Origin of the sequence: Arthrobacter sp. 08Y14, from assembly GCF_002929455.1 — a bacterium.
Taxonomy (GTDB): domain Bacteria; phylum Actinomycetota; class Actinomycetes; order Actinomycetales; family Micrococcaceae; genus Arthrobacter_B; species Arthrobacter_B sunyaminii.
The window spans coordinates 186,660-213,210 of sequence record NZ_PJIX01000002.1; the positions used below are offsets into that span (position 1 = coordinate 186,660).

At 65.2% G+C, this 26,551-nt stretch carries 25 protein-coding genes; 20 read left to right on the forward strand and 5 right to left on the reverse strand.

Annotated features, from left to right (window positions below):
* The first annotated feature begins 140 nt into the window (after window positions 1-140).
* The 5 genes from dxs to CXR03_RS07430 all read left to right on the forward strand — a co-directional run bounded on the left by dxs (window position 141) and on the right by CXR03_RS07430 (window position 5,169).
* Complete coding sequence (dxs, locus tag CXR03_RS07410; RefSeq protein ID WP_104103077.1) at window positions 141-2,114, forward strand: 1-deoxy-D-xylulose-5-phosphate synthase; 1,974 nt, start codon at window positions 141-143, stop codon at window positions 2,112-2,114.
* A 48-nt stretch (window positions 2,115-2,162) separates the two neighbouring features.
* Window positions 2,163-3,011, forward strand: coding sequence for an SDR family oxidoreductase (locus tag CXR03_RS07415; protein WP_104103078.1), 849 nt, complete (start codon window positions 2,163-2,165; stop codon window positions 3,009-3,011).
* Window positions 3,012-3,092: 81 nt separating this feature from the next.
* Window positions 3,093-3,410, forward strand: coding sequence for a primase-like DNA-binding domain-containing protein (locus CXR03_RS07420; protein WP_104103080.1), 318 nt, complete (start codon window positions 3,093-3,095; stop codon window positions 3,408-3,410).
* Window positions 3,411-3,465: 55 nt separating this feature from the next.
* A complete protein-coding gene (locus CXR03_RS07425; protein ID WP_104104031.1) occupies window positions 3,466-4,443 on the forward strand; it encodes an aldo/keto reductase in 978 nt (325 codons plus the stop codon).
* Window positions 4,444-4,551: 108 nt separating this feature from the next.
* On the forward strand, window positions 4,552-5,169 hold the full coding sequence (locus tag CXR03_RS07430) for a dihydrofolate reductase family protein (protein WP_104103081.1): 618 nt from the start codon (window positions 4,552-4,554) through the stop codon (window positions 5,167-5,169).
* A 61-nt stretch (window positions 5,170-5,230) separates the two neighbouring features.
* On the opposite strand, the gene CXR03_RS07435 is transcribed toward CXR03_RS07430, so the two are convergent.
* Window positions 5,231-5,905: a maleylpyruvate isomerase family mycothiol-dependent enzyme gene (locus tag CXR03_RS07435; RefSeq protein ID WP_104103083.1), complete on the reverse strand. Its 675-nt coding sequence runs from the start codon at window positions 5,903-5,905 to the stop codon at window positions 5,231-5,233.
* 70 nt (window positions 5,906-5,975) lie between these two features.
* Entirely contained in the window at window positions 5,976-6,416 is a 441-nt protein-coding gene (locus tag CXR03_RS07440; protein ID WP_104103084.1) for a cytidine deaminase, read from the reverse strand.
* A gap of 69 nt (window positions 6,417-6,485) precedes the next feature.
* Between CXR03_RS07440 and CXR03_RS07445 the strand changes: the two genes are divergently transcribed.
* The 6 genes from CXR03_RS07445 to CXR03_RS07470 all read left to right on the forward strand — a co-directional run bounded on the left by CXR03_RS07445 (window position 6,486) and on the right by CXR03_RS07470 (window position 13,267).
* Window positions 6,486-7,730, forward strand: a complete 1,245-nt coding sequence (locus CXR03_RS07445; RefSeq protein ID WP_104103086.1) for an MFS transporter — start codon at window positions 6,486-6,488, stop codon at window positions 7,728-7,730.
* A gap of 146 nt (window positions 7,731-7,876) precedes the next feature.
* A complete protein-coding gene (locus CXR03_RS07450; protein ID WP_146070470.1) occupies window positions 7,877-8,257 on the forward strand; it encodes a hypothetical protein in 381 nt (126 codons plus the stop codon).
* Window positions 8,254-9,861 carry a cell wall metabolism sensor histidine kinase WalK gene (locus CXR03_RS07455; protein ID WP_219816208.1) on the forward strand — a complete coding sequence of 536 codons (1,608 nt, stop codon included), beginning with the start codon at window positions 8,254-8,256 and terminating at the stop codon, window positions 9,859-9,861. Before CXR03_RS07450 ends, CXR03_RS07455 begins: the two co-directional genes overlap by 4 nt.
* Window positions 9,858-10,517, forward strand: coding sequence for a response regulator transcription factor (locus CXR03_RS07460; RefSeq protein ID WP_104103089.1), 660 nt, complete (start codon window positions 9,858-9,860; stop codon window positions 10,515-10,517). The genes CXR03_RS07455 and CXR03_RS07460 overlap by 4 nt, the downstream gene beginning before the upstream one ends.
* On the forward strand, window positions 10,514-12,037 hold the full coding sequence (locus CXR03_RS07465) for an SLC13 family permease (protein ID WP_258073547.1): 1,524 nt from the start codon (window positions 10,514-10,516) through the stop codon (window positions 12,035-12,037). Before CXR03_RS07460 ends, CXR03_RS07465 begins: the two co-directional genes overlap by 4 nt.
* 27 nt (window positions 12,038-12,064) lie before the next feature.
* Entirely contained in the window at window positions 12,065-13,267 is a 1,203-nt protein-coding gene (locus CXR03_RS07470) for a glycerate kinase (RefSeq protein WP_258073548.1), read from the forward strand.
* A gap of 125 nt (window positions 13,268-13,392) precedes the next feature.
* Here the strand turns inward: CXR03_RS07470 and CXR03_RS07475 are convergent, their stop codons facing one another.
* The 3 genes from CXR03_RS07475 to CXR03_RS07485 all read right to left on the reverse strand — a co-directional run bounded on the left by CXR03_RS07475 (window position 13,393) and on the right by CXR03_RS07485 (window position 17,372).
* Window positions 13,393-13,683 carry a DUF4287 domain-containing protein gene (locus CXR03_RS07475; RefSeq protein WP_104103092.1) on the reverse strand — a complete coding sequence of 97 codons (291 nt, stop codon included), beginning with the start codon at window positions 13,681-13,683 and terminating at the stop codon, window positions 13,393-13,395.
* Between the two features lie 300 nt (window positions 13,684-13,983).
* Window positions 13,984-16,125, reverse strand: coding sequence for a 3-hydroxyacyl-CoA dehydrogenase NAD-binding domain-containing protein (locus CXR03_RS07480; RefSeq protein WP_104103093.1), 2,142 nt, complete (start codon window positions 16,123-16,125; stop codon window positions 13,984-13,986).
* On the reverse strand, window positions 16,125-17,372 hold the full coding sequence (locus CXR03_RS07485; protein ID WP_104103095.1) for a thiolase family protein: 1,248 nt from the start codon (window positions 17,370-17,372) through the stop codon (window positions 16,125-16,127). The genes CXR03_RS07480 and CXR03_RS07485 overlap by 1 nt, the downstream gene beginning before the upstream one ends.
* A gap of 296 nt (window positions 17,373-17,668) precedes the next feature.
* Between CXR03_RS07485 and CXR03_RS07490 the strand changes: the two genes are divergently transcribed.
* The 9 genes from CXR03_RS07490 (at window position 17,669) to CXR03_RS07525 (ending at window position 26,442) form a co-directional block, all read left to right on the forward strand.
* On the forward strand, window positions 17,669-19,018 hold the full coding sequence (locus CXR03_RS07490; protein WP_104103096.1) for a hemolysin family protein: 1,350 nt from the start codon (window positions 17,669-17,671) through the stop codon (window positions 19,016-19,018).
* Window positions 19,015-20,055 carry a hemolysin family protein gene (locus tag CXR03_RS07495; RefSeq protein ID WP_104103098.1) on the forward strand — a complete coding sequence of 347 codons (1,041 nt, stop codon included), beginning with the start codon at window positions 19,015-19,017 and terminating at the stop codon, window positions 20,053-20,055. Before CXR03_RS07490 ends, CXR03_RS07495 begins: the two co-directional genes overlap by 4 nt.
* Before the next feature lie 193 nt (window positions 20,056-20,248).
* Window positions 20,249-20,644, forward strand: coding sequence for a hypothetical protein (locus tag CXR03_RS07500; RefSeq protein WP_104103099.1), 396 nt, complete (start codon window positions 20,249-20,251; stop codon window positions 20,642-20,644).
* Between the two features lie 152 nt (window positions 20,645-20,796).
* Window positions 20,797-21,003, forward strand: a complete 207-nt coding sequence (locus CXR03_RS18265) for a hypothetical protein (protein WP_181034522.1) — start codon at window positions 20,797-20,799, stop codon at window positions 21,001-21,003.
* Window positions 20,928-21,734, forward strand: coding sequence for a class I SAM-dependent methyltransferase (locus CXR03_RS07505; protein ID WP_181034523.1), 807 nt, complete (start codon window positions 20,928-20,930; stop codon window positions 21,732-21,734). The genes CXR03_RS18265 and CXR03_RS07505 overlap by 76 nt, the downstream gene beginning before the upstream one ends.
* 220 nt (window positions 21,735-21,954) lie before the next feature.
* Window positions 21,955-22,662, forward strand: coding sequence for a hypothetical protein (locus tag CXR03_RS07510; protein ID WP_146070471.1), 708 nt, complete (start codon window positions 21,955-21,957; stop codon window positions 22,660-22,662).
* Window positions 22,663-22,719: 57 nt separating this feature from the next.
* A complete protein-coding gene (gene uvrA / locus CXR03_RS07515) occupies window positions 22,720-25,275 on the forward strand; it encodes an excinuclease ABC subunit UvrA (RefSeq protein ID WP_104103104.1) in 2,556 nt (851 codons plus the stop codon).
* A gap of 97 nt (window positions 25,276-25,372) precedes the next feature.
* Complete coding sequence (locus tag CXR03_RS07520) at window positions 25,373-25,918, forward strand: GNAT family N-acetyltransferase (RefSeq protein ID WP_258073615.1); 546 nt, start codon at window positions 25,373-25,375, stop codon at window positions 25,916-25,918.
* Window positions 25,915-26,442, forward strand: coding sequence for a GNAT family N-acetyltransferase (locus CXR03_RS07525; protein WP_104103107.1), 528 nt, complete (start codon window positions 25,915-25,917; stop codon window positions 26,440-26,442). Before CXR03_RS07520 ends, CXR03_RS07525 begins: the two co-directional genes overlap by 4 nt.
* The last annotated feature ends 109 nt before the right edge of the window (window positions 26,443-26,551 follow it).

Genomic DNA, 26,551 nt, shown 5'->3' on the forward strand with positions numbered 1-26,551 from the left:
GAGCCCCGCCGGCCGAGTTTTTTGAACTCGGCCGGCGGGGCTCTTTGCCTGTCGTGGAACAGGAGCGGCTCCTTCAAGCGTTAGAGTTAAACGTTGTGACGGTGTGCAGTGCCGTTGCCTAAAAGCAAGGGAGACGCCCGTTGGGACTTCTGGAAACCATCCGTGATCCGCGGGACCTCAGCAAGCTCACCACGGAGCAGCTGGAGCGTTTGTCTGCGGAAATCCGGTCCTTCCTGATCAGTAATGTTGCCCAAACCGGCGGCCATCTTGGCCCTAACCTGGGCGTTGTTGAGCTGACCGTGGGAATCCACCGGGTCTTTGACTCGCCCCGTGACAGCATCGTTTTCGACACCGGCCACCAGTCCTATGTGCACAAGATCCTCACCGGGCGCCAGGATTTCTCGACCCTTCGCCAGCAGGGCGGGATGTCCGGCTACCCTTCAAGGGCCGAGTCCGTGCATGACATTGTGGAATCCTCCCACGCTTCCTCGTCACTGTCCTGGGCTGACGGCATCTCCCGCGCCCGGCAGCTCACCGGGGAAGGCGACCGCTACACCGTGGTGATGGTGGGCGACGGCGCCCTGACCGGCGGCATGGCCTGGGAAGCCCTGAACAATATCGCTGCGGACCAGCGGCGCCGGGTCGTGATCGTGGTCAACGACAACGGACGCTCCTACGCACCCACCATTGGCGGCCTGGCCGACTACCTCGCGTCCCTGCGCCCCACACTGGACGCCGTGCGCACCCACCGCGCGTACGAGAACACTCTCGGATGGTGGAAGCAGCGGCTCCAGCACGGCGGCCCGGTTGGCAGGTTCACGTATCACAGCCTGCATGCTGCCAAGCGCGGCATTAAGGACTGGTGGGCGCCGCAGGGTTTGTTTGAAGACCTGGGCATGAAGTACATCGGTCCGATAGACGGACACGACATGGCGGCCGTGGAACGTGCCCTCATCAAAGCCCGCAACTACGACGGTCCCGTGATTGTTCACGCGATGACGGAAAAGGGCCGCGGTTATGCGCCCGCCCGTGCCAACGTGGCAGACCAGTTCCACGCCGTGGGCATCATCGACCCGGAAACCGGTAAGCCGGTCGAGCCGGGCAGCAAGCAGTCCTGGACATCGGTCTTCGCGACGGAGATCGCCGACATTGCCGATGAGCGCGAAGACATTGTGGGCATCACCGGTGCCATGCTGATTCCGGTTGGCCTGCACCGGTTCGCTGAGAAGCATCCCGAGCGGGTGTTCGACGTCGGCATCGCCGAGCAGCACGCCCTCACCTCTGCGGCGGGCATGGCTTTCGGCGGGCTGCACCCCGTCGTCGCGCTTTACGCAACCTTCCTGAACCGGGCCTTCGACCAGCTGCTCATGGATGTGGCCCTGCACAAGGCCGGCGTAACCATTGTGCTGGACCGCGCCGGAGTCACCGGCCCCGACGGCGCGAGCCATCACGGCATGTGGGACATGTCCATGCTGCAGATCGTGCCGGGCCTGCACCTGGCGGCCCCGCGTGATGCCACCCGGCTGAAGGAGGAACTGCGCGAGGCTGTCGCCATCAGTGATGCCCCCAGCGTGGTCCGGTTCTCGAAGGGAACGGTTGGCCCCGACGTGGATGCGCTGGAACGCACCTCCGACGGCGTGGACGTGCTGGCCCGCCGTCCCACCGGCGAAAACTCCAATGACGTCCTGATTGTCAGCGTCGGCGCCATGGCCGAAATGGCCCTGCAGGTGGCCAGCCGCCTCGGTGACCAGGGCATCAGCTCCACTGTGGTGGATCCGCGCTGGGTCCTGCCCGTGCCGCGGTCGATTATCCGCATGGCGGCCGAACACCGGATCGTTATTGTGATCGAGGACGGCGTGCGCGCCGGCGGCGTCGGGTCGCGGATCCGGCAGGAAATGCGGGCCGCCGGTGTGGACACCGCGCTGAACGAGGTTGGTCTTCCGGTGGAATTCCTGGACCACGGCACCCGCGGGGAGGTCCTGGAGCGCGTAGGGCTGACTGCCCGGCAGGTGGCCAACGACGTCGTCGCGCAGGTTCTGGGGACAAAGGTGCCGTTCGCCCGCCCGCTTCCCGGGCAGGAAATGCCCACCGGCCAGATTCCAAAAATCCAGTAGGCGCCGCGCATAACCGCTAGCGGCAGCTGCAACCGCAAGGGGTGGACCATGACACAGCAACAACCGGACATAGCTGTCACCGGTGCCACCGGTGCTCTGGGCGGCGCGGTCGCGCGGCTGCTGGCAGAGGCCGGCGTTCCCCAGCGGCTGCTGGCCCGCCACACTGCCCGGCTGCCGGAGCTGCCCGGAACGCCGTCGTACGCGATTACCTACTCGGACCGGGGGCACTCCACCCGCGCCTTGGAAGGCGTGCAGACGCTCTTCATGGTGTCGGCGGCGGAGAGCCGGTACCGGCGCCAGGACCACCGCACCTTCGTGGATGCCGCCGTCGACGCCGGGGTGCGCCATATCGTTTACACCTCCTTCATGGGGGCAGCACCGGATGCGGTGTTCACGCTCGCCCGTGACCACGCGGACACAGAGCAATACATCAAGGCCAGCGGCGTGCAGTACACCTTCCTGCGGAACTGCCTCTATCAGGACGTGCTGCCGTCGTTCGTTGGCCGCGACGCTGTGCTGAGGGGCCCGGCGGGCACCGGCCGGCTGGCAGCAGTGGCACGGGCTGATGTGGCCCGGACGGCGGCCCGCATTCTCACAGAACCGCTGCCGCACGCCGGTGTGGCCTACACGCTGACCGGGCCGCAGGCCCTGACCTTCGAAGAGATCGCTGAAATCCTGACGCGGGTGACGGGCTCACATGTGAGCTACCACAATGAGACAGTGGAAGAGGCCCTGGAATCACGGCAGGTCAGCGGTGTAGAGCAGTGGCAGATCGAGGCGTGGGTCAGTACGTACACGGCCATTGCGGCGGGTGAGATGGGGGAGGTCAGCGCAGACGTGCAGCAGCTGACCGGTACCGCTCCGATTGGGCTCGAAGAATACCTGATGCAGCGCTGAGCGCTCCAGCGCGGCTGCCGGCCATGACTATTTGGGGCGCAGCGGGTATCGGATTCCGCTGTTCTTCTCTAGTGTCAAACCATGGCTGAGCAGAACCTTGACCACGTCCTTCTGTTTCTCGACGAGTGCACCCTGGCCGGGCTTGATGAGAGTGAATCGGTGCCGGCCGCGGACCTGTACGGCATGTACATGATTTGGTGTGAGAACGGCGGCCGGGAACCTGCCCCGGTTCACCATTTCTACGGAGCCGTCCGTGAGGCGGGTCTTCCGGAAGTGACCCGTCACTCCGAACGCGCCTATGAGGGCGTGCTGCCGACGGGGCCGATCCCCGTCCAATACATCATGGAGACGGACAAGGCCCCCGGTCCCAACACCAATCCGTTTCCTTTCAACGGCTGAGGTTTACGGCGCTGCGGGGCGTGCCGGGGCGCTGAGGTTCGGTAGCGTGGGCTCCATGACTTCTTACAACAGACTCGGAAATTCCGGCCTCACCGTTTCCACTGTGGGACTGGGCTGCAACAACCTCGGACGTCCCGGAACACCCACCGAAGTTCAGGAGGGAACCGACGCCGTCGTTAACGCGGCCATTGACGCGGGAATCACCCTCTTCGACGTCGCCGACAGTTACGGCGCTGTTCCGGGGCTCAGCGAGGAAATGCTCGGCAAGGCGCTGGGGAACCGGCGCGGGGACGTAGTGCTGGCCACCAAGTTCGGCATGGACATGAAGGGCGTAAACGGCCGGGACTTTGATGCCCGCGGTTCGCGCCGGTACATCGTTATGGCGGCGGAAGCTTCGCTGCGCCGTCTGGGCACGGACTGGATTGATCTCTACCAGTTCCATACACCGGACCCGCTCACGCCGATCGAGGAGACCCTCGCGGCATTGGATGACCTGGTCACCAGCGGCAAGGTGCGCTACATCGGCCACTCCAACCGTGCCGGCTGGGAGATTGCCGAAGCTGAATTCACTGCACGGATGGGTGGCTACACCCCGTTCATCTCGGCGCAGAACCACTACAACCTGCTGGACCGGCGCGCGGAGCTTGAGGTTGTTCCCGCAGCGGAAGCCTACGGGTTGGGCATTCTGCCGTACTTCCCGCTCGCCAACGGATTGCTGACGGGCAAGTACACTTCCGGCTCGGCTCCGGAAGGCAGCCGGCTGACGCACTCCCGGCAGAACCTGCTGGACAACGTGGATCTGGGTCAGCTGGCCGAGTTCGGTTCCTTTGCCGCCGAGCGTGGCCTGACCGAGGTGCAGGTGGCGTTCTCTTGGCTCGCCGCGCAGCCGTCAGTGGCTTCCGTCATTGCCGGTGCCACCAAGGTTGAGCAGGTGCAGCAGAACGCCGAGGCCGTTTCCTGGGAGCCGTCGGAGAAGGATCTGGAGGAACTGGACCGGATCTTCCCGCGGACGCCGAAGGTTGCTTTGTTCTAAGGGTCTTCGCCAAACGCCGGATGCCCCCGACCGGCAGACGGGGGCATCCGGATCGGTGAAGGTGCTGTATTCTGCTCGGCAAAAGCGGTGACGCATGAGGAGGCGAGCATGGGGAAAGTCTCTCTTGACCTGTTCATGACACTCGACGGCGTGTACCAGGGGCCCGGCAGTGCGCATGAGGACACTTCGGGCGGCTTCACTCTCGGCGGGTGGCAGGCAGGCTACGCGGACACCGAGTCAGGCAGCGCAATCATGGCCGGCATCGACCAGATGGATGCACTGCTGCTTGGCCGCAGGACCTACGAAATTTTCGCCGGTTACTGGCCGCAGCTAGGAACCTCCAATCCGATCGCCGAGAAGTTCAACTCCATGGACAAGTACGTCGTGTCCCGGACACTGGAGGATCCCCATTGGCAGGGGACTGCGGTCCTTGGGGAAGTTGAAGAGGCGGCCGGGCTCAGGGACCGGTATCAGGACATTCACGTTGTGGGCAGCGGCGCCCTTGCGGGATCGCTGCTCGCTGCCGGGATCCTGGATCGGCTCAACCTCTTCGTGTACCCGCTGACACTGGGGGCCGGCAAGCGAATCTTCGCCGACGGCGCCGGTATTCCGGCCGCGTTCAACCTGGCCGGCGAGCCGCAGGCTTTTCCCGCCGGCGCACTTCGCCTGGTTTACGAGAGACGCGGCATACCGGTAACGGGACTCGACGCGGGAAGCCGCGCCTAGCGGGGAAGAAGGGGGGAGGCACAGGAACTGCATGCAACACCTCTCGGTCCGCTGGCAGCAATTACGGGGTCTCCTCCGTGCCGCGGATGAAGGACGCGGCCCCTGGACCGGCCAATTCGTGGGGGAGCACGGGACGTCCGGACACTGCAAGCAGCAACACGATGGCCGGACCCCGCACCTCCGGGCCGGACCCATGACTAAACCCTTCGTCCGTTGCCACCAGCCGCCAGCCTTTGGCGCGTTCCTTGCCGCCTCCGGTTTTGATGCTCGTTTTCAGTTGGTACTTCAGCGCAGTGACAACATGGGCAGGGGGATACGTTCGGTGAATTCCCACGGGGCGCCGGATATCCTCGCCGTGGATAAACGCTTCAACCAGTCGGGTGGCAAGGGGAACCGGCGGTCCGGTTTTTCTGGCTTGGACTGACTTCAGCCTGTCCAGTGTGCGGACGGGGTCTTCCGCACGTTCCCGGGCGACACCCAGGGCGTTGGCGCGGTCAAAATCGAAGCGGGCAGCGATGAGGCTGCCGACAAAGCCTAATCGGTTGGTTTTCGCCGTATCGACAAGATGAGCAAGCACGTCGTGCACACTCCAGTCCGGGCAGAGGGACGGAGTCTGCCACAGTGAGGGCTGCAACTGCTCCAGATCAGAAATCAAAGCGCGGCGTTCCTCGTGCACCACAGGCCAGATGCGGGAACCTGCCCCTGATGATGTCCTGAAGGGAAGAGCTTTCACCATGGTCAGGACTCTAACCCGAACCCATGCCGTTTGGTGGACCAGTCTTCAACCGGATTGTGCCGGACGGTGCTCAGCTGTGCTCCCCGCTGGTGTCGAAGCCCAGGGGCAGCAGCTCGCGGGCAGCGATGCACACCGGTCCCGCCGCCGTTGGCATAATCACCTCGATGCCCGGATAGTAGTCGGCGAGGATCTGCCGGTCCCGGCCGCACGGACTTTTGACTCCCCGTCCGTGATTACCCACCGCAACAATGTGGGTCAGGTCGGTGGCGCCGGCAGCCCTTGCCGCCCTGAGTGCAACGAGTTCGGCGCACGGACCACCGGTGAAATGGTAGAGGTTGACTCCAGCGAACATGCGGCCGTCGGCGGACCGGACCGCTGCGCCCATGGTGTGAATGCCGTCTTCGCCTGGGCCGGCCTCGGTAGCTTCATCAATAGTCGTGCGGGCCAGCTTAATAAGTGCCTGTTCGATGACCGGAAGGGTGCCGGGTCTTTGGTTTGGGTTTTCATTCACGGGCCCATGCTAGCCGCTGGCTGCAGCATCAGCGCGCCGGTAAACACGGCCAGCGTGTACGCTCAACTGATGTCTCTTGGCCGCGGATTCAGTGTTCTTTGGAGCGCCAACGCTGCATCGAACCTTGCAGACGGGCTGGCGTTTGTTTCCATGCCGCTGCTGGCGGCATCCCTGACGGATGACCCGCGGTGGGTGGCCGGTCTCGCAACGGTTTACGCCCTGGTGCGCCTGCTCGTGGCGCTGCCCATTGGTGTCTGGGTTGACCGAGCGGATCGGCCCACGCTTCTCGCGTTCGCCAATATTCTGCGCGGCTGCACTGTCCTGGCGTTCGCACTGTGCCTCCAGTTCGGAGCAGGCAGCCTGCTTCTGCTGTACATAGTGTTTGCGCTCATCGGAACTCTGGAAAGCGCCGCCGACAACGCCTCAATGTCACTCGTTCCCGCCCTCGTTCGTGACCGAGACCTGGACCGGGCAAACGGCCGCATCTCAGCAACCCAGATTATTGCCGACGAATTCGCCGGCCCGCCGCTCGGGGGACTTCTCTTCGCTCTCGCTGCGGCGGTTCCGATCTTCGCCATGGGCGGGCTCTGGACAGCAGCCGGTTTCCTGGCGCTGGCGCTGCCCAGGCGGCTCAAGGGTGCAGCCATCGCAGGGGTCACCGAGCCGAAGTCCGGACGCGCAACGCTGTGGGCAGAGGCAGCAGCCGGTGCCCGCTGGTTGGGCGGAAACCGCGTGGTCGGCGCCTTGGCGCTCATCGGTGCACTGGCCAGCGTGGGCTATATGCTGCCCTTCTCGATTCTGGTGCTCTTCGCGCAGCAGCAACTCGACGTCGATTCCGCCGGGTATGGCGTCATCCTCGCGGCCTCCGCCCTCGGCGGGTTGGCCGGATCCTTTGCAGCACCCCGGATCCGTTCAAAGATCGGATACCGGTGGACTATCGCCGCCAGTCTCCTAACGGGTGCTGTCTCCCTTCTCGCCCTGTCGGCCACCGACAACGGCGTGGTGGCAGCACTCCTGCTGGCGGCCTACATCCTTCATGCCGTCATCTGGGGAATCTGCGCAACATCGCTTCGCCAGCGCCTGGTGCCGGATGAACTTCGGGGCCGGGTAAATGCGGCTTCACGCGTGTTGGCGCTCCTCGGCCTCGCTCTCGGATCCGCGCTTGGCGGCGTGCTCGCCGTCGTGCACATCGCACTGCCGGTGTTGGCCGGCGGTCTGGTGTTCCTGGTGTGCGCCGTCGCCGCCGTCTTCCTGTTCCGGCCAACGGACCCGCGCAACCGCAAACCGACCCGTGCCAGAGCAGTAACGCGTTGACCCAGGCTCCCGTCTCGCTGTGGGCTGACGGTGCGATGACATACGTTGGGCGTCCTCCCGCCGGAACCGGGTCCCCTCACGGGCAGATGAAGACTTGTTAATCTGCGTTTCATAGTGGCCTCATAAACGGTTGGCACTATGAAGGCATGCAAACCACGCGACGAGTATGCCTGTTGGGAGCGATGCTGCTGGTGCCCGTGCTCCTGGCGGTGGCCGGAGGCTTGCTTTCAGCGCCTGCCGGGCCGCCGAAGGTGGACACGAGCCCGGTCCAGTTGGGCCCGGGACCCGACGGTTCTCCGGCTCTCGGCCTGGAGCCCCGGGAAAGTCCGGCGCCCAGCCACCCCTCCGCCAACCCGGATCCGCCTCCACCGGCGGTTGAGACCCCGCCGGCAGTCCCCGTCCCGGTCCCTGCGCCTCCCGCGGCTCCCATCCCGGTGCTTCCCCCGGTGGTCATTGATGACGACGACGACGATGATGACGGAGCGCCGGACGACGACGCCGTCGACGGAGAGCCGGACGACGAATGACCATGATCAAAGCGGATCAGGTCCGCGCTTCCATTCCGGCTCCTCCTGAACGGCGTCCCCTGGGCAGCTGTGCCGAGCCGAGGGCCGGCTCCAGGGTTCCCGCCCGCTGGCGGATCGCCGGCTGGATTCTCCTGATCACGGCCCTGACCCTGCTGGCGGTCCTGCTGACCATGAAATCGTTGCTCCTGAACGGCACCCGTGCGCAGGTTCACCAGGACATCACCCAGGAGTTGCAGGAATTCCGTGCCTTCGCCGCCGAAGGCGTCGACCCCACCACCGCCGCTCCATTCACCTCCATCGAAAAAATGCTGGAAGTCTTCCTCAGCCGACAGGCGGCAGCCCGGGGAGAAGTCATCGTGGGGAGCATCGGACAACGAGTTCTGTATACGCCGGTTGGGGCGCTTAGCTCGCCCACCGGGGGCCACAACCTCCCCGAAGATGAAAAGCTGATGGACGGCATCCGCTCCGGCAATGCTGCTTCGGGCATAGCCCAAACCAGTGCGGGGGAGATGCAGTGGGCCCGGCTCCCGGTCGTCTCCGGGAGCGAGACCGGCCACCTGATCGTCGGCGTCTACATGGCACCTCGGGAGGAAGAGGTCGCCGACACCGTCCTGACCATCTTCTTCGTGTCACTGGGCGGGTTGGTGGTGACCGCGGCCATGGCGTGGCTCGTCGCCGGACAGATCCTCTCGCCCGTCCGTGAAGTACGCCGGGTCGCTGAGGACATTTCGGAAACCGACCTCACGGCGAGAGTGCCGGTGCGCGGAAACGACGACATTTCCGCCCTGGCAGTGACCTTCAATACCATGCTGGACCGGCTGGAATCGGCCTACCTGACGCAGCGTGCGTTCGTGGATGACGCCTCGCATGAGCTCCGCACTCCCATCACCGTGATCCGTGGCCACTTGGAACTGATGGAGGACAACGAAGCGGACCGAGGCCGGACCCTGGCCCTGGTTGACAGTGAGCTGGCGAGGATGGGCCGGATCGTTTCGGACCTTTTGCTGCTGGCCAAAGTGGACCGCCCCGGTTTTGCCCAGCCTCGGGCAACTGACACTGCGGCCCTGCTGCTGGATATTGAAGCCAAGGCTCAAATTCTGGGTGCAAGGGGCTGGCCGATCCTGGAGATTGCCGAGGGGCAGATCACTGTGGATGCGCAGCGGATCACCCAGGCGGTGCTGCAGCTTGCCACCAATGCCTGCCAGTATTCACCGGAGGGAAGCACCGTCAGCCTGGGTTCGCGGTTCGAGGGAGAAGGGTCCGGACGGCGGTTCACCATATGGGTATCGGACCAGGGACTCGGGGTGGACGAGCAGGAAGCTTCCCGGATTTTTGGCAGGTTCCACCGCGGTCAGGCCGCGAACGGAACGGCGGGGGCACGGCCGGGGGCCGGTCTTGGCCTGGCCATCGTGCGCGGCATCGCTGAAGCCCACAACGGCACGGTCTGGGTCCGCAGCAGACCCGGGTACGGCGCAACCTTCGGCATGACAGTTCCCTCCCCGGAACCTCCCTGTGACCTGATCGAATCCAGCGCAGACAGCGCACAGCGTCACGACGGCGCTGCCGGGGGCCCGACCAACCACGCAAAGGACGAGAACCGATGAGCAGGGTTTTGATCGCTGAGGACGACCGGCGGATAGCAGATTTCATTGAAAAGGGTTTGCGGGCGGCAAACTACACCTGCATCACCGTGGACGATGGTGCCAGCGCGCTCCTGCTGGCACGGTCGGGCGGGTTCGGCATGATCATCCTGGACATCGGTCTCCCCACACTGAGCGGATTCGAAGTGCTGGAACGGCTCCGCAGCGAGGGGTCCAAAACTCCGGTCATCGTCCTGACGGCGAGCGATTCGGTGGCTGACACGGTGTACGGGCTGGAGAGCGGCGCCAACGATTACATGACCAAACCGTTCCAGTTCGCGGAGCTGCTGGCCCGGGTCCGTCTGCGCCTTCATGACGACACCGATGCCGCGCCGGTATCAACACTCACCCACGGGGACATGGTGCTCGACATGCGGAGCAGGCGGGTGCGCGTCGGAGAGTACACCGCAGACCTGACGGCCCGCGAGTTCTCCCTGCTGGATGTCTTCCTGCGCCATCCCGGACAGGTCCTGAGCCGGGAACAGCTGATCTCGCACGCATGGGATATGGACTTCGATCCGGCGTCGAACGTGGTGGATGTCTACGTGCGCGCATTGCGGGCGAAGATCGGGGCAGGCCGGCTGGAAACTGTCCGCGGCGCGGGATACCGGCTGACATGAGCGAAATCTACTACAGCACCGCAGACCATGACGCGGACCGCCGTCCGGCGGCCGCCGCCACCGGCAGGCGTTTCCCTGGCACTCTTAGGCTTGCCGGCACCGTTGCCCTCGTACTCGCACTCGGCTTGATGGCTGCCCTGGTGGTCAACGCAGTCAACGGCTGGGGGCTGGGCGGACCGGCGGCCGTCACGCTGTGCATCTTCATCGCGGCGGTATGGTTCTGGGTTTTCTCACCGGTGGAGGATACCTATGTGGCTCTGGGCGCCGCGGTCGCGCTGGTGATCAGCGGGGTGCTGCCTTCGGAGAGCCTTTTTGCCGCGCTGGGGGAGGACACGGTCTGGCTGCTCATGGCCGCCTTCGTCATCGCCAGCGCTGTGGCATCCACGGGCCTGGCCGGCAGGGGCGCGGCGTTCATAATTTCCGGCGCCCGATCAGTGCGCCAACTGGCCCATTTGTCCTGCCTGGGCCTGATCGTGACGGCCTTTGCCATTCCTGCCACATCGGGGCGGGCGGCCCTGGTCCTTCCGATCTTCCTCACGCTGCGGCGCGTGCTACAGGACCGGCCGGCCGTGGTGAAGATGCTGGCGGTGCTGTTTCCTACGGTCATCCTGCTGTCCGCCGTCAGCTCGTTCCTGGGCGCGGGTGCGCACCTGATCACCAGCCAGATTCTGCAAGCCGCCGGCTATCCCGGTTTTGGCTTCGCCTCCTGGCTGCTGCTTGGGCTGCCCCTGGCCTTGGCCGCATCTTTCCTTGCCACGGAACTGGTCCTCAGGCTCTTTACGGACCGGAGTGACCGTACAGAACCGCTGCGCATCAATACCGCCCGGCTGCAGGAGGACAACCCGCAGCGCATCAGCGGACCTCTGGCACTTGCCGAGCAGCGTTGCCTGCTGCTGCTCTGCACCGTCGTTGCACTGTGGTGCACCGAATCGATTCACGGACTGGACCCGGCCCTGGTGGCGCTCATCGGGGCGCTGGTGGTCTGCCTGCCGGCCTACGGGGCAACCGATCTCGGAACGGCGCTCAAGACAGTGCCCTGGTCGATGCTGATCTTCATGGCGGCCACCCTGGCCCTGGGATCCAGCCTGGTGTCGACGGGCGCGGCAGACTGGCTGGCGTCCTTGATCCTCGGGCCGGTTTCCTTCTTCGGTGCGGCCAAACCTTATGTCTTCGTCGTGGTTGTTGTCGTGGCTTCAACAGCTGCCCATCTGGTCATTCAGTCTCGCTCGGCGCGCTCCGCCGTCCTTATCCCGGTCATTGTGGCGTCTGCTGGTGCGATGGGGGTGGAACCCATGGCGGCAGCCTTCGCGTCCACCGCGGCTGCAGGTTTCTGCCACACCTTGACCAGCTCGGCCAAACCCGTCGCGATCTTCGCCGAGACCGACGGGCACGTGAACTACGTCCCTGCCGATCTGCTCCGGCTTTCCGTCTGGTTGGCACCGCTCAGTGCCGGGCTTGTGCTGCTGTTCAGCCTTGCGGTATGGCCCCTGCTGGGCCTGCCGATCATCTCCTTACCGTAACCCCCAAGAAAAGGTGTCCTCATGGTCATGACCATTCCGCAGCGAATTCTGGTTGCTCCCTCAGGTTTCAAGGAAAGCCTCGACGCCGTGGAGGTCGCTGCTGCCATCTCGGCCGGCATCAGGCGTGCCATCCCGGGTGTCAGTATCACCTCGCTCCCCATGGCCGACGGCGGTGAAGGGACGGCGGCGGCGCTCGCCTGTGCGACGGCGGGACGGATCGTCCATACGGCGGTCACGGGTCCAGTCGGGCAGCCGGTGGATTCCCACTTTGCCGTCCTTGGCGGGACCGGGTTGCCCACCGCCGTCGTCGAGATGGCCGCGGCGGCAGGGCTGGCACTGGTGCCTTCGTCACTGCGCGATCCGGGCCGGACCACCACCAGGGGAGTCGGGGAACTCATTCTGGCTGCCCTGGACCTGGGCATGAAGAGGATTGTGGTGGGCTGCGGTGATTCCGGCACCTCCGACGGCGGGGCCGGGGCCCTCCGGGCGCTGGGGGCAAGGATTCTCGACTCGTCGGGGTCTGAGGTCCCCGAGGGTGGGGCAGCGCTGACGCATGCTGTGAGTGTCGATTTCTCCGGCCTGGATCCCCGGCTCACCGGGTGCAGTCTGGAACTGGCCCTGAATCCCTACAATGTGCTGTGCGGTCCGCAGGGGGTGGCGAGAGTGTTCGGCCCGCAGAAGGGGGCAACACCGCAGCAGGTTGAGGAGCTGTCCCACGGTTTGGAGCACTGGGCCCGGCTGTTGGCCGGCGCCTCCGGGATGACCGAAGATTCGCTGCGTTACGGTGCGGGAACAGGCGCCTCCGGCGGGCTGGGAGCCGGACTTGCGGCGATCGGCGGAAAGCTGGTGCCCCGGTTTGAGCTTCTGCTCGATTCCGGTCTGGCGGGCATCGACCTGGATGCGGCAATCGCTACGGCTGATCTGGTGGTCACGGCCGAGGGTGCCATTGATTTCCAAACGCCCCGCGGCAAGGTTCCGGCGGAAGTGGCCCGCCGTGCCCAGCGGGCCGGTGTGCCGGTGCTGGCGTTTGCGGGGTCGATCGGCAAGGACGCGGCCGTTGTCCATGCCGCCGGAATCGACGCCATTGCAGGCATTATTCCCATTCCGATGGAGCTCAAACGTGCTGTCGCAGAGGGTGCCATCCTCCTCGAGGAAGCAACGGAGCGCACCTTCCGGGTCCTGCTTTTGGGTTCGGCCATATCCTCAAGAATCGCTGCTGCGGCGGCCTAATCCGTCGCGGTCCAGCCACGGTGGGGCTGGGTGGCAGCGCGGCCGTGACTTTGACACCAAAGCTCGCGCCGGTGAACAGCGCATCGGGAGACTGCGATCGCTCCGCCGTTCCGGTCGCCGGGCGGTCAGGAGGGTTTGTTGTCTTTTCCGTCCAGCCACAGGGCGTCGGAATCATCCCGGTGGGAGCCTGTAGTCCCCACGTGCTTGGCATCAATGTCGGGACCCTTTTTGATAATGTGCACCACAGCCATGCCGTGACCGCGGCCGAGACCGTAATCCGTTTTGAGCCATTCGAGAATCTCGCCGGCTTTCACTTCCGGGGCGTCAAGACCTTTGTCTTTTGCTAGGTGAAGAAGCTGGCGGGGCGTAAGGCCGGTCTTGTCTTCAACGGCGTCGAGGTAGGCCTGGAATGACATGGCGTGTCCTTCGTTTTCTGGTTGTCGCGGCAGGAAACGTTCCGGAGGGTCACAGGCTGACGCTACACGCAAAAGCGCCGGATGGACCGGGTTGGGTGCGCGGCTGAACCGGACTTAACGCGAAAGCGCCGGACGGACCGGGTTAGGCGGCTTTAATAATCCCTGCGAGCTCTGCGAGCTAGGGATTTTCGTTGCCGCCGTTCCGGTCCGCCCGGCGCGGGCCAAGGTGCGAAAGTCCGCCCGGCGCGGACAAAAGGAGGGCTCCCACCGAAACCGGCGGGAGCCCTCCTTCCCAACAGACTAGGAAGCGGCCTGAGCCGGCTCCTTCTCAGCGTGGAACTTCTTGCCGTTCACGCGCTCGGAGGCACCGACGCGGTCCAGGTACGGCGTGATGCCGCCCAGGTGCATCGGCCAACCGGCGCCCAGGATCATGCACAGGTCGATATCCTCGGGACCTGACACCACACCCTCGTCCAGCATCCGGCCAATCTCATCCGCCAGGGCATCCTGCGTGCGCCGCAGGACTTCCTCGGAGGTGGACGGCGTGTTGCCGAAGTCCAGCATCGCCAGCGTTTCGGCCGGGATATACGGCTTCCCGTCCTCGTCCTTTTGCCAGAGCGACTTGATGCCGGCGTCGATGATCTTCTGCGAGTTCTTCGACAGCCAGAACCGCTCGCCGAACGCTGCGTGCAGGGATTCCTGCACGTGCTGTCCCACCGGCAGGCCAACCAAAGCCAGCAGGGTGAACGGCGACATCGGCAGGCCCATGGGGCGCAGCGCATTGTCGGCGGTCGCGGCGTCGGTGCCCTCGTCGAAGACGGCGGTGATCTCACCGAACATGCGGCCCAGAATGCGGTTGACCACAAACGCGGCGTCATCCTTGACCAGCACAGCGGTCTTCTTCAGCGCCTTGGCCAGGACGAACGCTGTGGCCAGCACGGCGTCGTCGGTCTTGGGGGCACGCACGATTTCCAGCAGCGGCATGACGGCCACCGGGTTGAAGAAGTGGAAGCCCACCACGCGCTCCGGGTGCTGCAGATCAGCGGCCATCTCCGTCACGGACAGCGAGGAGGTGTTGGTGGCCAGGATGCACTCGGGGGAGACCACGGCCTCCACCTCGGCGAACACCTGCTTCTTGACGGAGAGTTCCTCGAAGACGGCCTCGATCACGAAGTCGGCGTCCGAGAACGCTTCCTTCGAGACCGAGCCCGAGACCAGTGCCTTGGTGCGGTTGGCGGCATCGGGGGAGATGCGCTTCTTGGCGAGCAGTTTGTCCACCTCGGCGTGCACATAGCCCACGCCCTTGTCCACGCGCGCCTGGTCGATGTCCGTCATGACAACGGGCACCTTCAGTTGCCGTGCGAACAGCAGCGCGAGCTGGCTGGCCATCAGGCCGGCACCCACCACGCCCACCTTGGAGACCGGATGGGCCAGCTTCTTGTCGGGTGCACCGGCGGGGCGCTTGCCGCGCTTCTGGACGAGGTCCAGGAACGCGTAGACGGTGGAGTGGAACTGCGGGGTCTGCATCAGTTCGGCCAGCGCTTCGCACTCGGCGTCGCGGGACTGCTCGGCGGTCCAGTTCTTCCCGGCCTCCAGCAGATCCAGCACCTTCGCGGGAGCCGGGGCGGCGTTGGAGGTGCGGGCTTCCACCACGGCACGGCCGTGTGCGACGGCGGCGTCCCAGGCTTCAGGGTTGGCGGCAGGATCCGCGGCGTTGGGCCGGGAGACGGCAACTTCACCGGTGATGACACGGGCGGCCCAGGCGAGGGACTGCTCCACGAAATCGGCCGGCTCAAACATGGCATCGGCAATGCCGAGTTTGAACGCTGCCGGACCGGAGAGGGTGCGGTTGTTGCTCAGCGGGTTCTCGATCATGACCTTGACCGCGTTCTCCGGGCCGATCAGGCGCGGCAGGATGTAGACGCCGCCCCAGCCCGGTACCAGACCGATGAAGGCCTCAGGCAGGGCGAGTGCCCCGGCGCCGGTGGAGACCGTGCGGTACTGGGACTGCAGGGCGATTTCCAGCCCGCCGCCCAGGGCCACGCCGTTGATGAAGGCAAAGCTGGGCACGCCCAGGGTGTGCAGCTTGCCGTAAACCTCGTGGCCAAGGCGGGCCATGGCCAGCCCGTCCTCGTAGGAAGCCAGCTTCTGCGTGGCGGACAGGTCGGCGCCGGCCACCAGGTAGTGCGGCTTTCCGGTGACGCCGACGCCCACAATTTCGCCCGCATCGGCGCGTGCCTTCAGGGAATCCAGCACTTCGCCCAGTTCCAGCAGCGTGTTGGGGCCCAGCGTGGTGGGGCGGGTGTGGTCGACGTCGTTGTCCAGGGTAATCAGTGCAAAGGTGCCGGCGCCGCCGGGCAGTGCGATGTCCGAAACGTAGGAGTGGGTGACAACCTCGGTGGGGAAGAGGCCCGCGAGGCGCTGGTAATCGGGAGCAGACATTACTTCGTGGCCTCCGTGGACTCGGTGTCGGTGTTGTAGTCGGGATGGTTCGGGTTTTCCCAGATGATGGTGGCGCCCATGCCCAGGCCGATGCACATGGTGGTCATGCCGTAGCGCACGGTGGGATCTTCCTCGAACTGGCGGGCCAGCTGGTTCATCAGGCGGACGCCGGAAGAGGCCAGCGGGTGCCCGACGGCGATGGCGCCGCCGTAGCGGTTGACCCGGGGGTCGTCGTCGGCGATGCCGTAGAAGTCCAGGAAGGACAGGACCTGGACGGCGAAGGCCTCGTTGATTTCAAACAGCCCGATGTCCTCGATGGACAGGCCGGTCTGCTTCAGGACCTTCTCGGTGGCCGGCACTGGGCCGTAGCCCATGACCTCCGGTTCGACGCCGGCAAAGGCGTAGCCGACCAGGCGCATCTTGACCGGCAGGCCGAGTTCTTCGGCAGCATCGGCGGAAGCGAGCAGCGCGGTGGTCGCGCCGTCGTTCAGGCCCGAGGCGTTGCCGGCGGTGACGCGGCCGTGGGCGCGGAAAGGCGTGCGCAGCTCGGCGAGGTCCTCAACCGTGGTGCCGGGACGGGGTCCTTCATCCACGGAGTTCAGCGTCCAGCCCTTGCCGGCCTTCTTGGAGGCGACCGGGACCAGATCCGGCTGGATCAGGTTGTTGGCGTAAGCCTTGGCGAGCTTCTCCTGGCTGGCGGCGGCGTACGCGTCGGTGCGTTCCTTGGTGATGTCCGGGAAGCGGTCGTGCAGGTTCTCGGCGGTGTTGCCCATGTTCAGGGCGGCCGGGTCCACGATCCGTTCGGTGACGAAGCGGGGGTTGGGATCGGCATCCTTACCCATCGGGTGGTTGCCCATGTGTTCCACGCCGCCGGCAATGACGACGTCGTACGCGCCGAAGCCGATGCCTGAAGCCGTGGTGGTCACAGCCGTCATGGCGCCGGCACACATGCGGTCAATGGCGAACCCGGGGACGGACTGCGGCAGCCCCGCCAGCAGTGCGGCGGTGCGGCCGATGGTCAGGCCCTGGTCACCGGTCTGCGTGGTGGCGGCGATCGCCACCTCATCAATGCGTTCCGGAGGAAGCGAGGGGTTGCGCCGCATCAGTTCGCGGATGCACTTGACCACCAGGTCGTCAGCGCGCATGCCGGCGTACATGCCTTTTTCGCCGGCTTTTCCGAACGGGGTGCGTACTCCGTCAACGAAAACTACGTCCCTGATCTGCCGTGCTCGGCTTTGTGGGCTCACGTGCAACTCCTCTTTGAGATATGAAACGGAACACTGTCCGGTGACCGATGTTACTCGTCAGTAACATAGGCTGCAAGCGCCGTGCCCCCGACACTACCGACATACCGCCGGCAGACGTAACGGATGTCATTGCCGCACCGAAATGTCCTCATCTCTAAGCGAACGGTTGCCTGCTCAGCATTTATCCAGTCTTTTCACGTATTATCGTCGGACTATGGATGACCCTCCCTCACATAAACCCTTGCCCCTCCACGCTCTGACCGGAATTCCGGCCACAACCAGAGAGGGGCGCCCCAATGTATGAACTGATCATGCTCGCGGTCGGCCTCGTTCTAACGGTCGGCACCGGGTTGTTCGTTGCCTCGGAATTTTCGCTGGTCAATCTGGACCGCAATGACCTGGAGGCACGGCAGGCACAGGGCGAAAAACGCCTCGGCCCCACCATCAACGCCCTCAAGATCACGTCGACGCACCTCTCGAGTGCGCAGCTGGGCATCACGCTCACCACGCTGCTGACGGGCTACACCTTTGAACCGGCCATCAGCTCCCTGCTGCGTGAGCCGATGCTGGCCGTCGGAATTCCGGAAGCAGTTGTCGGCGGAGCAGGTGCCGTTATCGGCATCTTCCTGGCTACGGTGTTCTCGATGATCATCGGCGAACTCGTGCCCAAGAACTTCGCCCTGGCCCTTCCCCTGGCAACCGCCAAGGTGGTTATTCCGTTCCAGACCCTGTTCACCACGGTGTTCAAGCCCGTCATTCTGCTGTTCAACAACACCGCCAACGCGATCATCCGGTCCTTCGGCATCGAACCCAAGGAAGAGCTATCCGGTGCCCGCAGCGCCGAGGAACTGAGCTCCCTGGTCCGCCGCTCCGCGCTGGAAGGCGTCCTGGACCTGGACCATGCACAGCTGCTCAGCCGCACCCTGCGGTTCTCGGACCACACGGCGGCCGATGTCATGACTCCCCGCGTCCGGATGCGCTCAGTCGCAGCAACGGACACGGCCGAGCAGGTCATCGAGGCGGCGGTTTCCACGGGTTACTCCCGGTTCCCGGTGATTGGCCGCGACTCCGATGACATCCTGGGCGTGCTGCACGTCAAGCAGGCCTTCGCCGTCGCGCTTCCCGAACGCAGCGGCATCACCGCCGGAGACCTCATGGTTGAAGCCCTCCGGGTGCCCGAGTCCATGGGCGTCGACTCCCTCCTCGGGCTGCTGCGCCAGCAGGGCCTGCAGGTGGCGGTGGTCTCCGACGAGCACGGCGGAACCGCCGGCATCGTGACCCTGGAAGACCTCGTCGAGGAAATCGTCGGCGAACTGGAAGACGAGCATGACCGCGCCCGCGTTGGCGTCGTCCGCTCCGGCCGCTCGCTCACCTTCGACGCGTCGCTGCGCCCGGACGAGCTGCGGGACCGCACCGGCGTCGTCGTGCCCGACGGCGAGGAATACGACACGCTCGCGGGCTTTGTCACCGACCGTCTGGACCGGATTCCGGAACTCGGCGACGAGGTAGCCGTCAAGAACGGTGTCCTCCGCGTGGAACGCGTGGTGGGAACCCATGTGGAGCGCCTGCGCTTCACACCGACGGAGGGATCGCTGCCGAGCACCCACGACCAGATCATTGATGAGCTTACGAAGGACCTGGCATGAGCGAATATCTTCCCGGAATTATCTGGCTCTTTGTCCTCCTGATCGTCAATGCCTTCTTTGTGGGTGCGGAATTTGCCGTCATCTCGGCCCGCCGCTCCCAAATCGAACCCAAGGCGGAAGCCGGATCCAAGGCCGCCAAGACCACTCTCTGGGCGATGGAACATGCCACGCTGATGCTCGCCACGAGCCAGCTCGGCATTACCGTCTGTTCGCTGGTGATCCTGAACGTCTCGGAACCGGCGATTCACCACCTGCTGGAAATCCCGCTGGGCCTGACCTCGCTGTCCGGTGAGGCCATCGGCATCATTGCGTTTGTGGTGGCGCTTCTGCTGGTGACGTTCCTGCACGTGGTCATTGGCGAGATGGTCCCCAAGAACATCTCCTTCTCCGTGCCCACCCGCGCCGCACTCATTTTGGCTCCTCCGCTGGCGATGGTGGCCCGGATCTTCAAGCCGGTGATCTGGTCGCTGAACGGGATTGCGAACGGAATTCTGCGCCTGTTCAAGGTGGAGCCCAAGGACGAGGCCACCAGCGCCTACACCATGGACGAGGTGGCCAACATCGTTGAGCAGTCCACCCGAGAAGGAATGCTGGACGATGCCAGCGGCACCCTCAGCGCGGCCTTCGAATTCACCAACAAGACCGTTGCCGATGTTGAGGTGCCCATCGGCCGGATGGTGCTCCTGCCGGAAACCGCCACGCCCGCCGACATCCAGGAGGCGGTGAGCCGCCACGGCTACTCGCGGTACATCCTGACGGATGACGACGGCGATCCCAGCGGCTATCTGCACCTCAAGGACGTCATGGACCTGACCAGGCCGGAGAAGTTCACCGCTCCGGTGCCTGCCAAGCGCATCCGTCGGCTGGCTTCGGCCTTCGTTGGCAGCGAGCTCGAGGATGCCCTGGCCACCATGCGCCGCACGGGTGCCCACGTAGCCCGGGTGTTCGACGCCGAGGGCAACACCACCGGCGTGCTGTTCCTGGAGGACATCATCGAAGAACTGGTGGGTGAGGTGCAGGACGCCACCACCGTGTAGCGTCCGGCATCCCAGCCAACAGGTTCCTGACACCGACACCGACATGGATCCGATGCCGCCGGCCGCCCTCCCGGGCAGCTGGCGGCATCGGCGTTTAATGCACCGACGCGCCGCAGGCGAAAGTATCTGTGGAGAAGTCCCTGTCCGGTGCGGAGCAGCCACCACTGGCATCCCCGGGGCATAAAATCTGAGGATGCCGGAAACCGCAGACGTGATGGGATCCATCCTGGAAGTGTTGAGCTGGGCGGGTCTCGCCGCAGGCCTTCCGCTGGTGCTTATTGGCCGGATCATCGGCAGGCGCAGATGCGTATGGATCAGCACCACGGCCGAAGTCTTTGAAGCCGGAGGATTCACGGGCCTTCGGTGGTCCGATGGCGAAGGAACCCCCCGCCAGTCCCTGCACACCGCCGAACAGACCCGCGGGCTGGAGCCGGGAAAGGAAGTTGCCCTGCACTATGACGCCTGCCACCCAGGCAAATGGGGCCTCGAAGAGCCCCGAAAGGAAAACCCTGTGCTCATTGTGGGGTGGACGCTGGCTGCGGTCGGCATAGCCAGCACGCTGGGAGGCTTCATCCTGATGCTCTTGTGATGGGGCCTTCAAGGGCTGACCGCTCCTGCGCCTTCTACTGCTGGAACTTATCCCCGCCGTCTTGCACAGGCATCTGTTAGGCTCCCGGGTCATGCGCCCACGCACCGACATGGGCCGGTGGACGGCAATATGAACAGAGGCGGTGATCTGCAGTGAGTGAGCACCTGAACAAGGAGAACCCGCGTGCCGCGGACAAGAACGACTCGCCTGCGATCTGGTTCTTCGTGGCAGCGGTTTTTGTTATCACGCTTCCGCAGATGGGCAACGGCGAGGGGCTTCCCCTGTGGGTTTCCATAGCGGCCGGTGTCCTGCTCACGGCACTGGGATTCTGGTCTATGGCGCGTGGGCGGCGGGGCTGATAGGGATCAGGCGCGGTGAGGACTACTACGCCCTGCCGGAGCTCGCCCGGCGTTACGACGCCGATACGCAGGGCCGCGCCGACCTGCCGTTTTATCTCGCCCTGGTCCGGGAGTTGACCCCTGCCTCGGTCGCCGATGTCGGCGCCGGCACCGGACTGTTCTGCAGCTTGCTGGCCGGTTCCGGCATGACGCTGACGATCACGGGAGTGGAGCCGCAGCAAACCATGCTCGACATTGCCCGCCGGCAACCGCTCGCCGACCGGGTCCAATGGGTCCATGGCACGGCTGCGGACCTGCCCGCAGCATTTTTCGACCTCGTCTTCATGACCGGACATGTGGCCCAGTATTTCCTCGACGACGCCGCGTGGGCGGAGGTCCTGCGGCAGATTGTTCGGTCCCTGGTGCCCGGCGGACGGGTGGCCTTCGAGATTCGCAACGCCGCCGTCGAGGCATGGCGCCAATGGAATGACAACAAACCCCGTCCCATGGCTGGCGGGTCAGTCCGTCAAAACACCACCGTGACCGGTGACCTTGTTACCCATGTGGACGAATGGACCATCGGCTGCCGGACCTACACCACGCGCGAAACCCTTCGGTTCCCGGACGATGCCGCAATTCTTCGGGGACTCGATGCCGCCGGGCTGACGATAGAACGTTTCTGGGGCAACTGGGACGGTTCTTCGGCCACAGGCGAGAGCCCCGAACGCATCATCATGGCGCGGACTGTCTGATCGGGATTCCGCGGCCGTTTTGGGAAATCGCTGCCACGGCGGACCGGCAGTAATTCCCCAAAATAGCTGCGGAATCCCGAAACGGAGGGATTCCGCCTCCAGCCGGGTGTCGTCGCTGACGCCGGGCGCCCGCCGGAATCCCGTTTCGGCCGAAGACCCCAGGCTCATTAGAATGGATCGGTTCCCGCCCCGCCTTACGTTCAGAAATGTGGAGTCTGCCTTGTCCCGAGGAAAACATCACCCGCCGCGGCCCAAACCGGCCAACAGCGAAGGGATGCTGATTGCCAATGACCTGAAGAAGGACCGCGGCTGGACGGACACGCAGATCAAGACCTTCCTGCCGGAGCCGGACCAGACCGCGCGCAATCCGTTTTCCCGCAAGGCGGCACCCATGAAGCTCTACGCGCTGGAACGCGTCGAGGCCATCGAAGCCACGCCCGAATATCAAAAAGCCCGGGAAGCATCACGGACCCGGCAGATTGCCGCCCGCACCCGAGCGCTGGCGAAAAAGAAGGAAGCCGTTGCGGCGGCGCAGGCGCTGGAACTGAGCATTGTTCCGGAGCCTTGGCAGGAGATGCAGGACAAAGCCATTGCCCACTTCAACAGCAGGCTCCGGCGCAGCCAGTCCCCGGCCAGCCGCAACACCTCCAAGGCGAGGCTGGACCGGCTGACCGTAAACTATCTGCGGCACAAGCAGACCTCCTATGAGGAGGAGCTCAAGGAATTCAAGGGTGTCGTGGGTGTGGGGGAGGCCTACCTCGTCGTCCGCAACCGGATCCTTGACCTCATCGCGGACACCTACCCACAGCTGCGCGACGAGTGCGAGCGGCAGAAGTTTGAAGCTCCTGAGCTGCCCGAGGGCGTGCATCTGCCGGACAGCCTGCAACTCTCGGAGCGCGTGCCACTGTCGGACGCCGTCACGCGCTAAGCGGAAAGCAGGCTTATTATTTAGTTCCGAGCCGCCCTCCTCGGTAACCTGAGAAGGATGAGTATCGCTGAGTCCTCCCCAAAAATCGCCCCGGCCGCGAACACAGACGTGAGCACCAATGGCATGGTCCGTGTGCGCGGAGCGCAGGAGAACAACCTGCGCAATGTCGACGTCGAGATTCCGCGCGACGCGATCGTTGCCTTCACGGGAATATCCGGATCCGGGAAGTCGTCACTGGCCTTCGGCACCATCTACGCCGAGGCCCAGCGCCGCTACTTTGAGTCCGTGGCCCCGTACGCACGCCGGCTGCTGTCCCAGGGGCACACGCCCAAAGTGGAGGAGATCACCGGGCTGCCTCCCGCCGTCGCCCTCCAGCAGCGCCGCGGCACGCCCAGTTCACGTTCCACCGTGGGGACGCTGACCACGCTTTCCAACTCGATGCGCATGCTCTTCTCCCGCGGGGGCACATACCCGGCGGATGCTGAACCGGGGAGCCTGGACTCGGACGCATTCTCACCCAACACGGCCGCCGGCGCCTGCCGGGAGTGCTCGGGCCTGGGGATCGCCCACACCGTCACCGAGGACTCCCTGGTGCCGAACCCGAACCTGAGCATCCGCGACGGCGCCATTGCCGCCTGGCCCGGCGCCTGGCAGGGCAAGAACCTGCGCGACATCCTCATCCAGCTGGGCTACGACGTCGACGTGCCGTGGAAGAAGCTGCCCAAGAAGGACCGTGACTGGATCCTGTTCACTGAGGAACAGCCAGTCGTGATGATTACCCCGCAGCGTGACCGGGTCGCCAAGCCGTACAAGGGCCGGTTCTGGAGCGCCAAGTCCTATGTTCTTCACACCCTGGCTGATTCCGGCAGCGAGCAGATGCGCAAGCGCGTGCTCGAATTTATGGTGTCCGGGCCGTGTCCGGTCTGCGGCGGAGCGGGCCTGCGTCCCGAAGCGCTCGCCGTTACGTTTGCCGGCCGGAACATCGCCGAGTTGAACGGCGCCACCCTGGGTGAGCTGGCGGAGATCATCCGGCCGACGGCGGAGCTGAAGGCCGCTGGAACGGCGTCGCGGTCGGCGGCTTCCAACGAGGACACCGAAGTTGCCGTCACCATCACCCGCGATCTGCTGTCCCGGCTCAAGATCCTCATCGACCTGGGACTGGGCTACCTGAGCCTGTCCCGGTCCACACCCACCCTGTCGCCGGGTGAGATGCAGCGCCTGCGCATCGCCACCCAGCTGCGCTCGGGCCTGTTCGGCGTCATTTATGTCCTGGACGAGCCGTCCGCAGGCCTGCATCCCGCCGACGCCGAACCCCTGCTGGCCGTCCTGCAGGAGCTGAAGGAAGCCGGGAACTCCGTCTTCGTCGTCGAGCACAACATGGATGTGGTCCGCAGCGCCGAGTGGATTGTGGACGTGGGACCCCAAGCCGGCGACGGCGGCGGCACTGTCCTCTACAGCGGTCCCGTGGCGGGGCTGAAGGACGTGGAAGAAAGCGCCACCCGCCCGTTCCTGTTCCGGGAAGCCGAGGAACCCGCATCGGCCGACCGGACTCCCGAGCGGTGGCTGAACCTCAAGGGCATCACCCGGCACAACCTGCGTGAACTCGATGCCGAGATTCCGCTGGGCGTACTCACCGCCGTCACCGGTGTCTCCGGTTCAGGCAAATCCACCCTGGTGAGCCAGGTGCTGGCAGAAACCGTGGGCGTGCACGTCAACGGCTCCTCCGCCGCGGCTGCAGACCAGGCGGAGGACCCGGAAGCGGAGCTGGAGGACGACGTCGATCCCGGCGCCACAGTGCGCGACATTGCCGGGCTGGAGCACCTGGACCGCCTGGTCAAGGTGGACCAGCGTCCCATCGGCCGCACACCGCGCTCCAACCTGGCGACCTACACCGGGCTCTTCGACGCCGTGCGCAAGCTCTACGCCGGCACCGACGAGGCCAAGGCCCGCGGCTACACCGCAGGCCGTTTCTCCTTCAACGTGGCCAGTGGACGCTGCCCCACCTGCCAGGGTGAAGGCTTCCTCGCCGTCGAACTGCTGTTCCTGCCCGGCACCTACGGTCCCTGCCCGCAGTGCCACGGTGCGCGGTACAACGACGAGACGCTGGAAGTCACCTACCGCGGCAAGAACATCGCCGATGTGCTGGGCATGAGGGTGGAAACCGCTGCCGAATTCCTGGCGGACGTCCCTGCAGCGGCGCGGAGCCTGCAGACGCTGCTCGACGTCGGCCTGGGGTACCTTCGTCTGGGCCAGCCGGCCACTGAACTCTCCGGCGGCGAGGCCCAGCGCATCAAGCTCGCCACCGAGCTGCAGCGTGCCCGCCGCGGCCACACCCTGTACCTGCTCGACGAGCCCACGACCGGCCTGCATCCCCAGGATGTGCGCCTGCTGCTGGCCCAGCTGAACCGGCTCGTGGACGCGGGCAACACCGTGGTGGTGGTGGAACATTCCATGAACGTGGTGGCCGCCGCGGACTGGGTGATCGACATGGGACCCTCCGGCGGCGACGCCGGCGGCCGGATCATCTGTGCGGGTACGCCGGCCGAGGTCGCCGCGTGCGGCGCCAGCCGCACCGCTCCGTACCTCACTGCGGCGCTCAAGACGCTGGGATAGGGCGCGGGGGCAGGACAAGGGCGCGGGGGTGCCCGGCCACTGACTCAGGCGGATGGGGTTCGGGTTAGGCTGTGACGTGCTTACCGACCCGCAGGCCCTGCCTGCCATCACCCTGCCCGACGGCATCCGGCTGGTCGTCGTGTGTCCCGAAGACGCTCCCGCTCTCGCAGCTGCCTACCAGCGGAACCGGAACTACCTGGCTCCCTGGGAGCCGCTGCGTCCGGACAGCTTCTTCACCGAGGAAGGCCAGCGCTCCGTCATCGACGCCAAGCTGGCGCTGTTTCAGGCGGGGAGTGAAGTGCCCTGGGTCCTTGCCGACGGTGAACGGATCATCGGAACCATCACACTGACCGGTATTGTCCGCGGACCGTTCCTCTCCGCGAATCTCGGCTACTGGATCGACGGGGAATACGCCGGACGGGGCCTTGGCACCGCCGGCGTGACCGCCGTCGTCGAAACGGCACGGGAACACTTGGGCCTGCACCGGATCCAAGCCGCGACCCTGCTGCACAATGCCGGCTCGCAGCGGATTCTGGACAAATCCGGGTTCGCGCAGATCGGTCTTGCTCCCCGATATCTGAAAATCGCCGGCCGATGGCAGGACCACCTTCTGTTCCAGCGGATCCTCGAGGCGGCCAAATGATCCCGGCACTCCGGCCCGCATTGATCACCACGCCTCGCCTGGTGCTGGAACCGCTGGGTGTCCAGCACGCAGCTGAAATGGCTGACGTGCTCGCGGGGACGGCCCTTTACCGGTACATCGGCGGCGCGGCGCCGACAGCGGAGGAACTGGCACGACGGTACGCCGCCCAAACCGTTGGCGGATCACCGGACAGGCGGGAGATCTGGCTGAACTGGATCATCCGGGACAACGGCGCGGCGTGCGGCTTTGTTCAAGCGACGGTGTCGCAGGAAACGGACGGGCCGACGTCGTATGTTGCGTGGGTGGTGGGCGAGGCGTTCCAAGGCAGGGGCACAGCCACGGCGGCAGCCCGGGCGATGCTGGGCTGGCTTCGGATCCACGCCCCCGGACCGGTCGCCGCCTTCATCCATCCCGAAAACCGTGCCTCAGCGGCCGTCGCACGGAAACTTGGGCTGGCAGCAACCGGGCTGATCGATGAGGACGGCGAGGAACGCTGGGACGACGGCGCAATGCGCACGCATTAATGGAGCCGGTAGAAAAGCGCAACATGTTCAGCAGGTCCAGCACCGTCATCTGTGGAAATCAGCGGCTCTTTTCGTTGCGCCTGTTCCCGAATTGCACCGACACCTGCAA

What these genes read in the sequence shown, in the direction of transcription:
- CXR03_RS07460 (WP_104103089.1), top strand. Translation starts at nt 9,858, where the DNA reads ATGAGCAGGGTTTTGATCGCTGAGGACGACCGGCGGATAGCAGATTTC.
- CXR03_RS07425 (WP_104104031.1), top strand. Translation starts at nt 3,466, where the DNA reads ATGACTTCTTACAACAGACTCGGAAATTCCGGCCTCACCGTTTCCACT.
- CXR03_RS07470 (WP_258073548.1), top strand. Translation starts at nt 12,065, where the DNA reads ATGACCATTCCGCAGCGAATTCTGGTTGCTCCCTCAGGTTTCAAGGAA.
- CXR03_RS07465 (WP_258073547.1), top strand. Translation starts at nt 10,514, where the DNA reads ATGAGCGAAATCTACTACAGCACCGCAGACCATGACGCGGACCGCCGT.
- CXR03_RS07450 (WP_146070470.1), top strand. Translation starts at nt 7,877, where the DNA reads ATGCAAACCACGCGACGAGTATGCCTGTTGGGAGCGATGCTGCTGGTG.
- CXR03_RS07500 (WP_104103099.1), top strand. Translation starts at nt 20,249, where the DNA reads ATGCCGGAAACCGCAGACGTGATGGGATCCATCCTGGAAGTGTTGAGC.
- CXR03_RS07435 (WP_104103083.1), bottom strand. Translation starts at nt 5,905, where the DNA reads ATGGTGAAAGCTCTTCCCTTCAGGACATCATCAGGGGCAGGTTCCCGC.
- CXR03_RS07475 (WP_104103092.1), bottom strand. Translation starts at nt 13,683, where the DNA reads ATGTCATTCCAGGCCTACCTCGACGCCGTTGAAGACAAGACCGGCCTT.
- CXR03_RS07445 (WP_104103086.1), top strand. Translation starts at nt 6,486, where the DNA reads ATGTCTCTTGGCCGCGGATTCAGTGTTCTTTGGAGCGCCAACGCTGCA.
- CXR03_RS07420 (WP_104103080.1), top strand. Translation starts at nt 3,093, where the DNA reads ATGGCTGAGCAGAACCTTGACCACGTCCTTCTGTTTCTCGACGAGTGC.
- CXR03_RS07455 (WP_219816208.1), top strand. Translation starts at nt 8,254, where the DNA reads ATGACCATGATCAAAGCGGATCAGGTCCGCGCTTCCATTCCGGCTCCT.
- CXR03_RS07490 (WP_104103096.1), top strand. Translation starts at nt 17,669, where the DNA reads ATGTATGAACTGATCATGCTCGCGGTCGGCCTCGTTCTAACGGTCGGC.
- CXR03_RS07430 (WP_104103081.1), top strand. Translation starts at nt 4,552, where the DNA reads ATGGGGAAAGTCTCTCTTGACCTGTTCATGACACTCGACGGCGTGTAC.
- uvrA (WP_104103104.1), top strand. Translation starts at nt 22,720, where the DNA reads ATGAGTATCGCTGAGTCCTCCCCAAAAATCGCCCCGGCCGCGAACACA.
- CXR03_RS07525 (WP_104103107.1), top strand. Translation starts at nt 25,915, where the DNA reads ATGATCCCGGCACTCCGGCCCGCATTGATCACCACGCCTCGCCTGGTG.
- CXR03_RS07415 (WP_104103078.1), top strand. Translation starts at nt 2,163, where the DNA reads ATGACACAGCAACAACCGGACATAGCTGTCACCGGTGCCACCGGTGCT.
- CXR03_RS07480 (WP_104103093.1), bottom strand. Translation starts at nt 16,125, where the DNA reads ATGTCTGCTCCCGATTACCAGCGCCTCGCGGGCCTCTTCCCCACCGAG.
- CXR03_RS07495 (WP_104103098.1), top strand. Translation starts at nt 19,015, where the DNA reads ATGAGCGAATATCTTCCCGGAATTATCTGGCTCTTTGTCCTCCTGATC.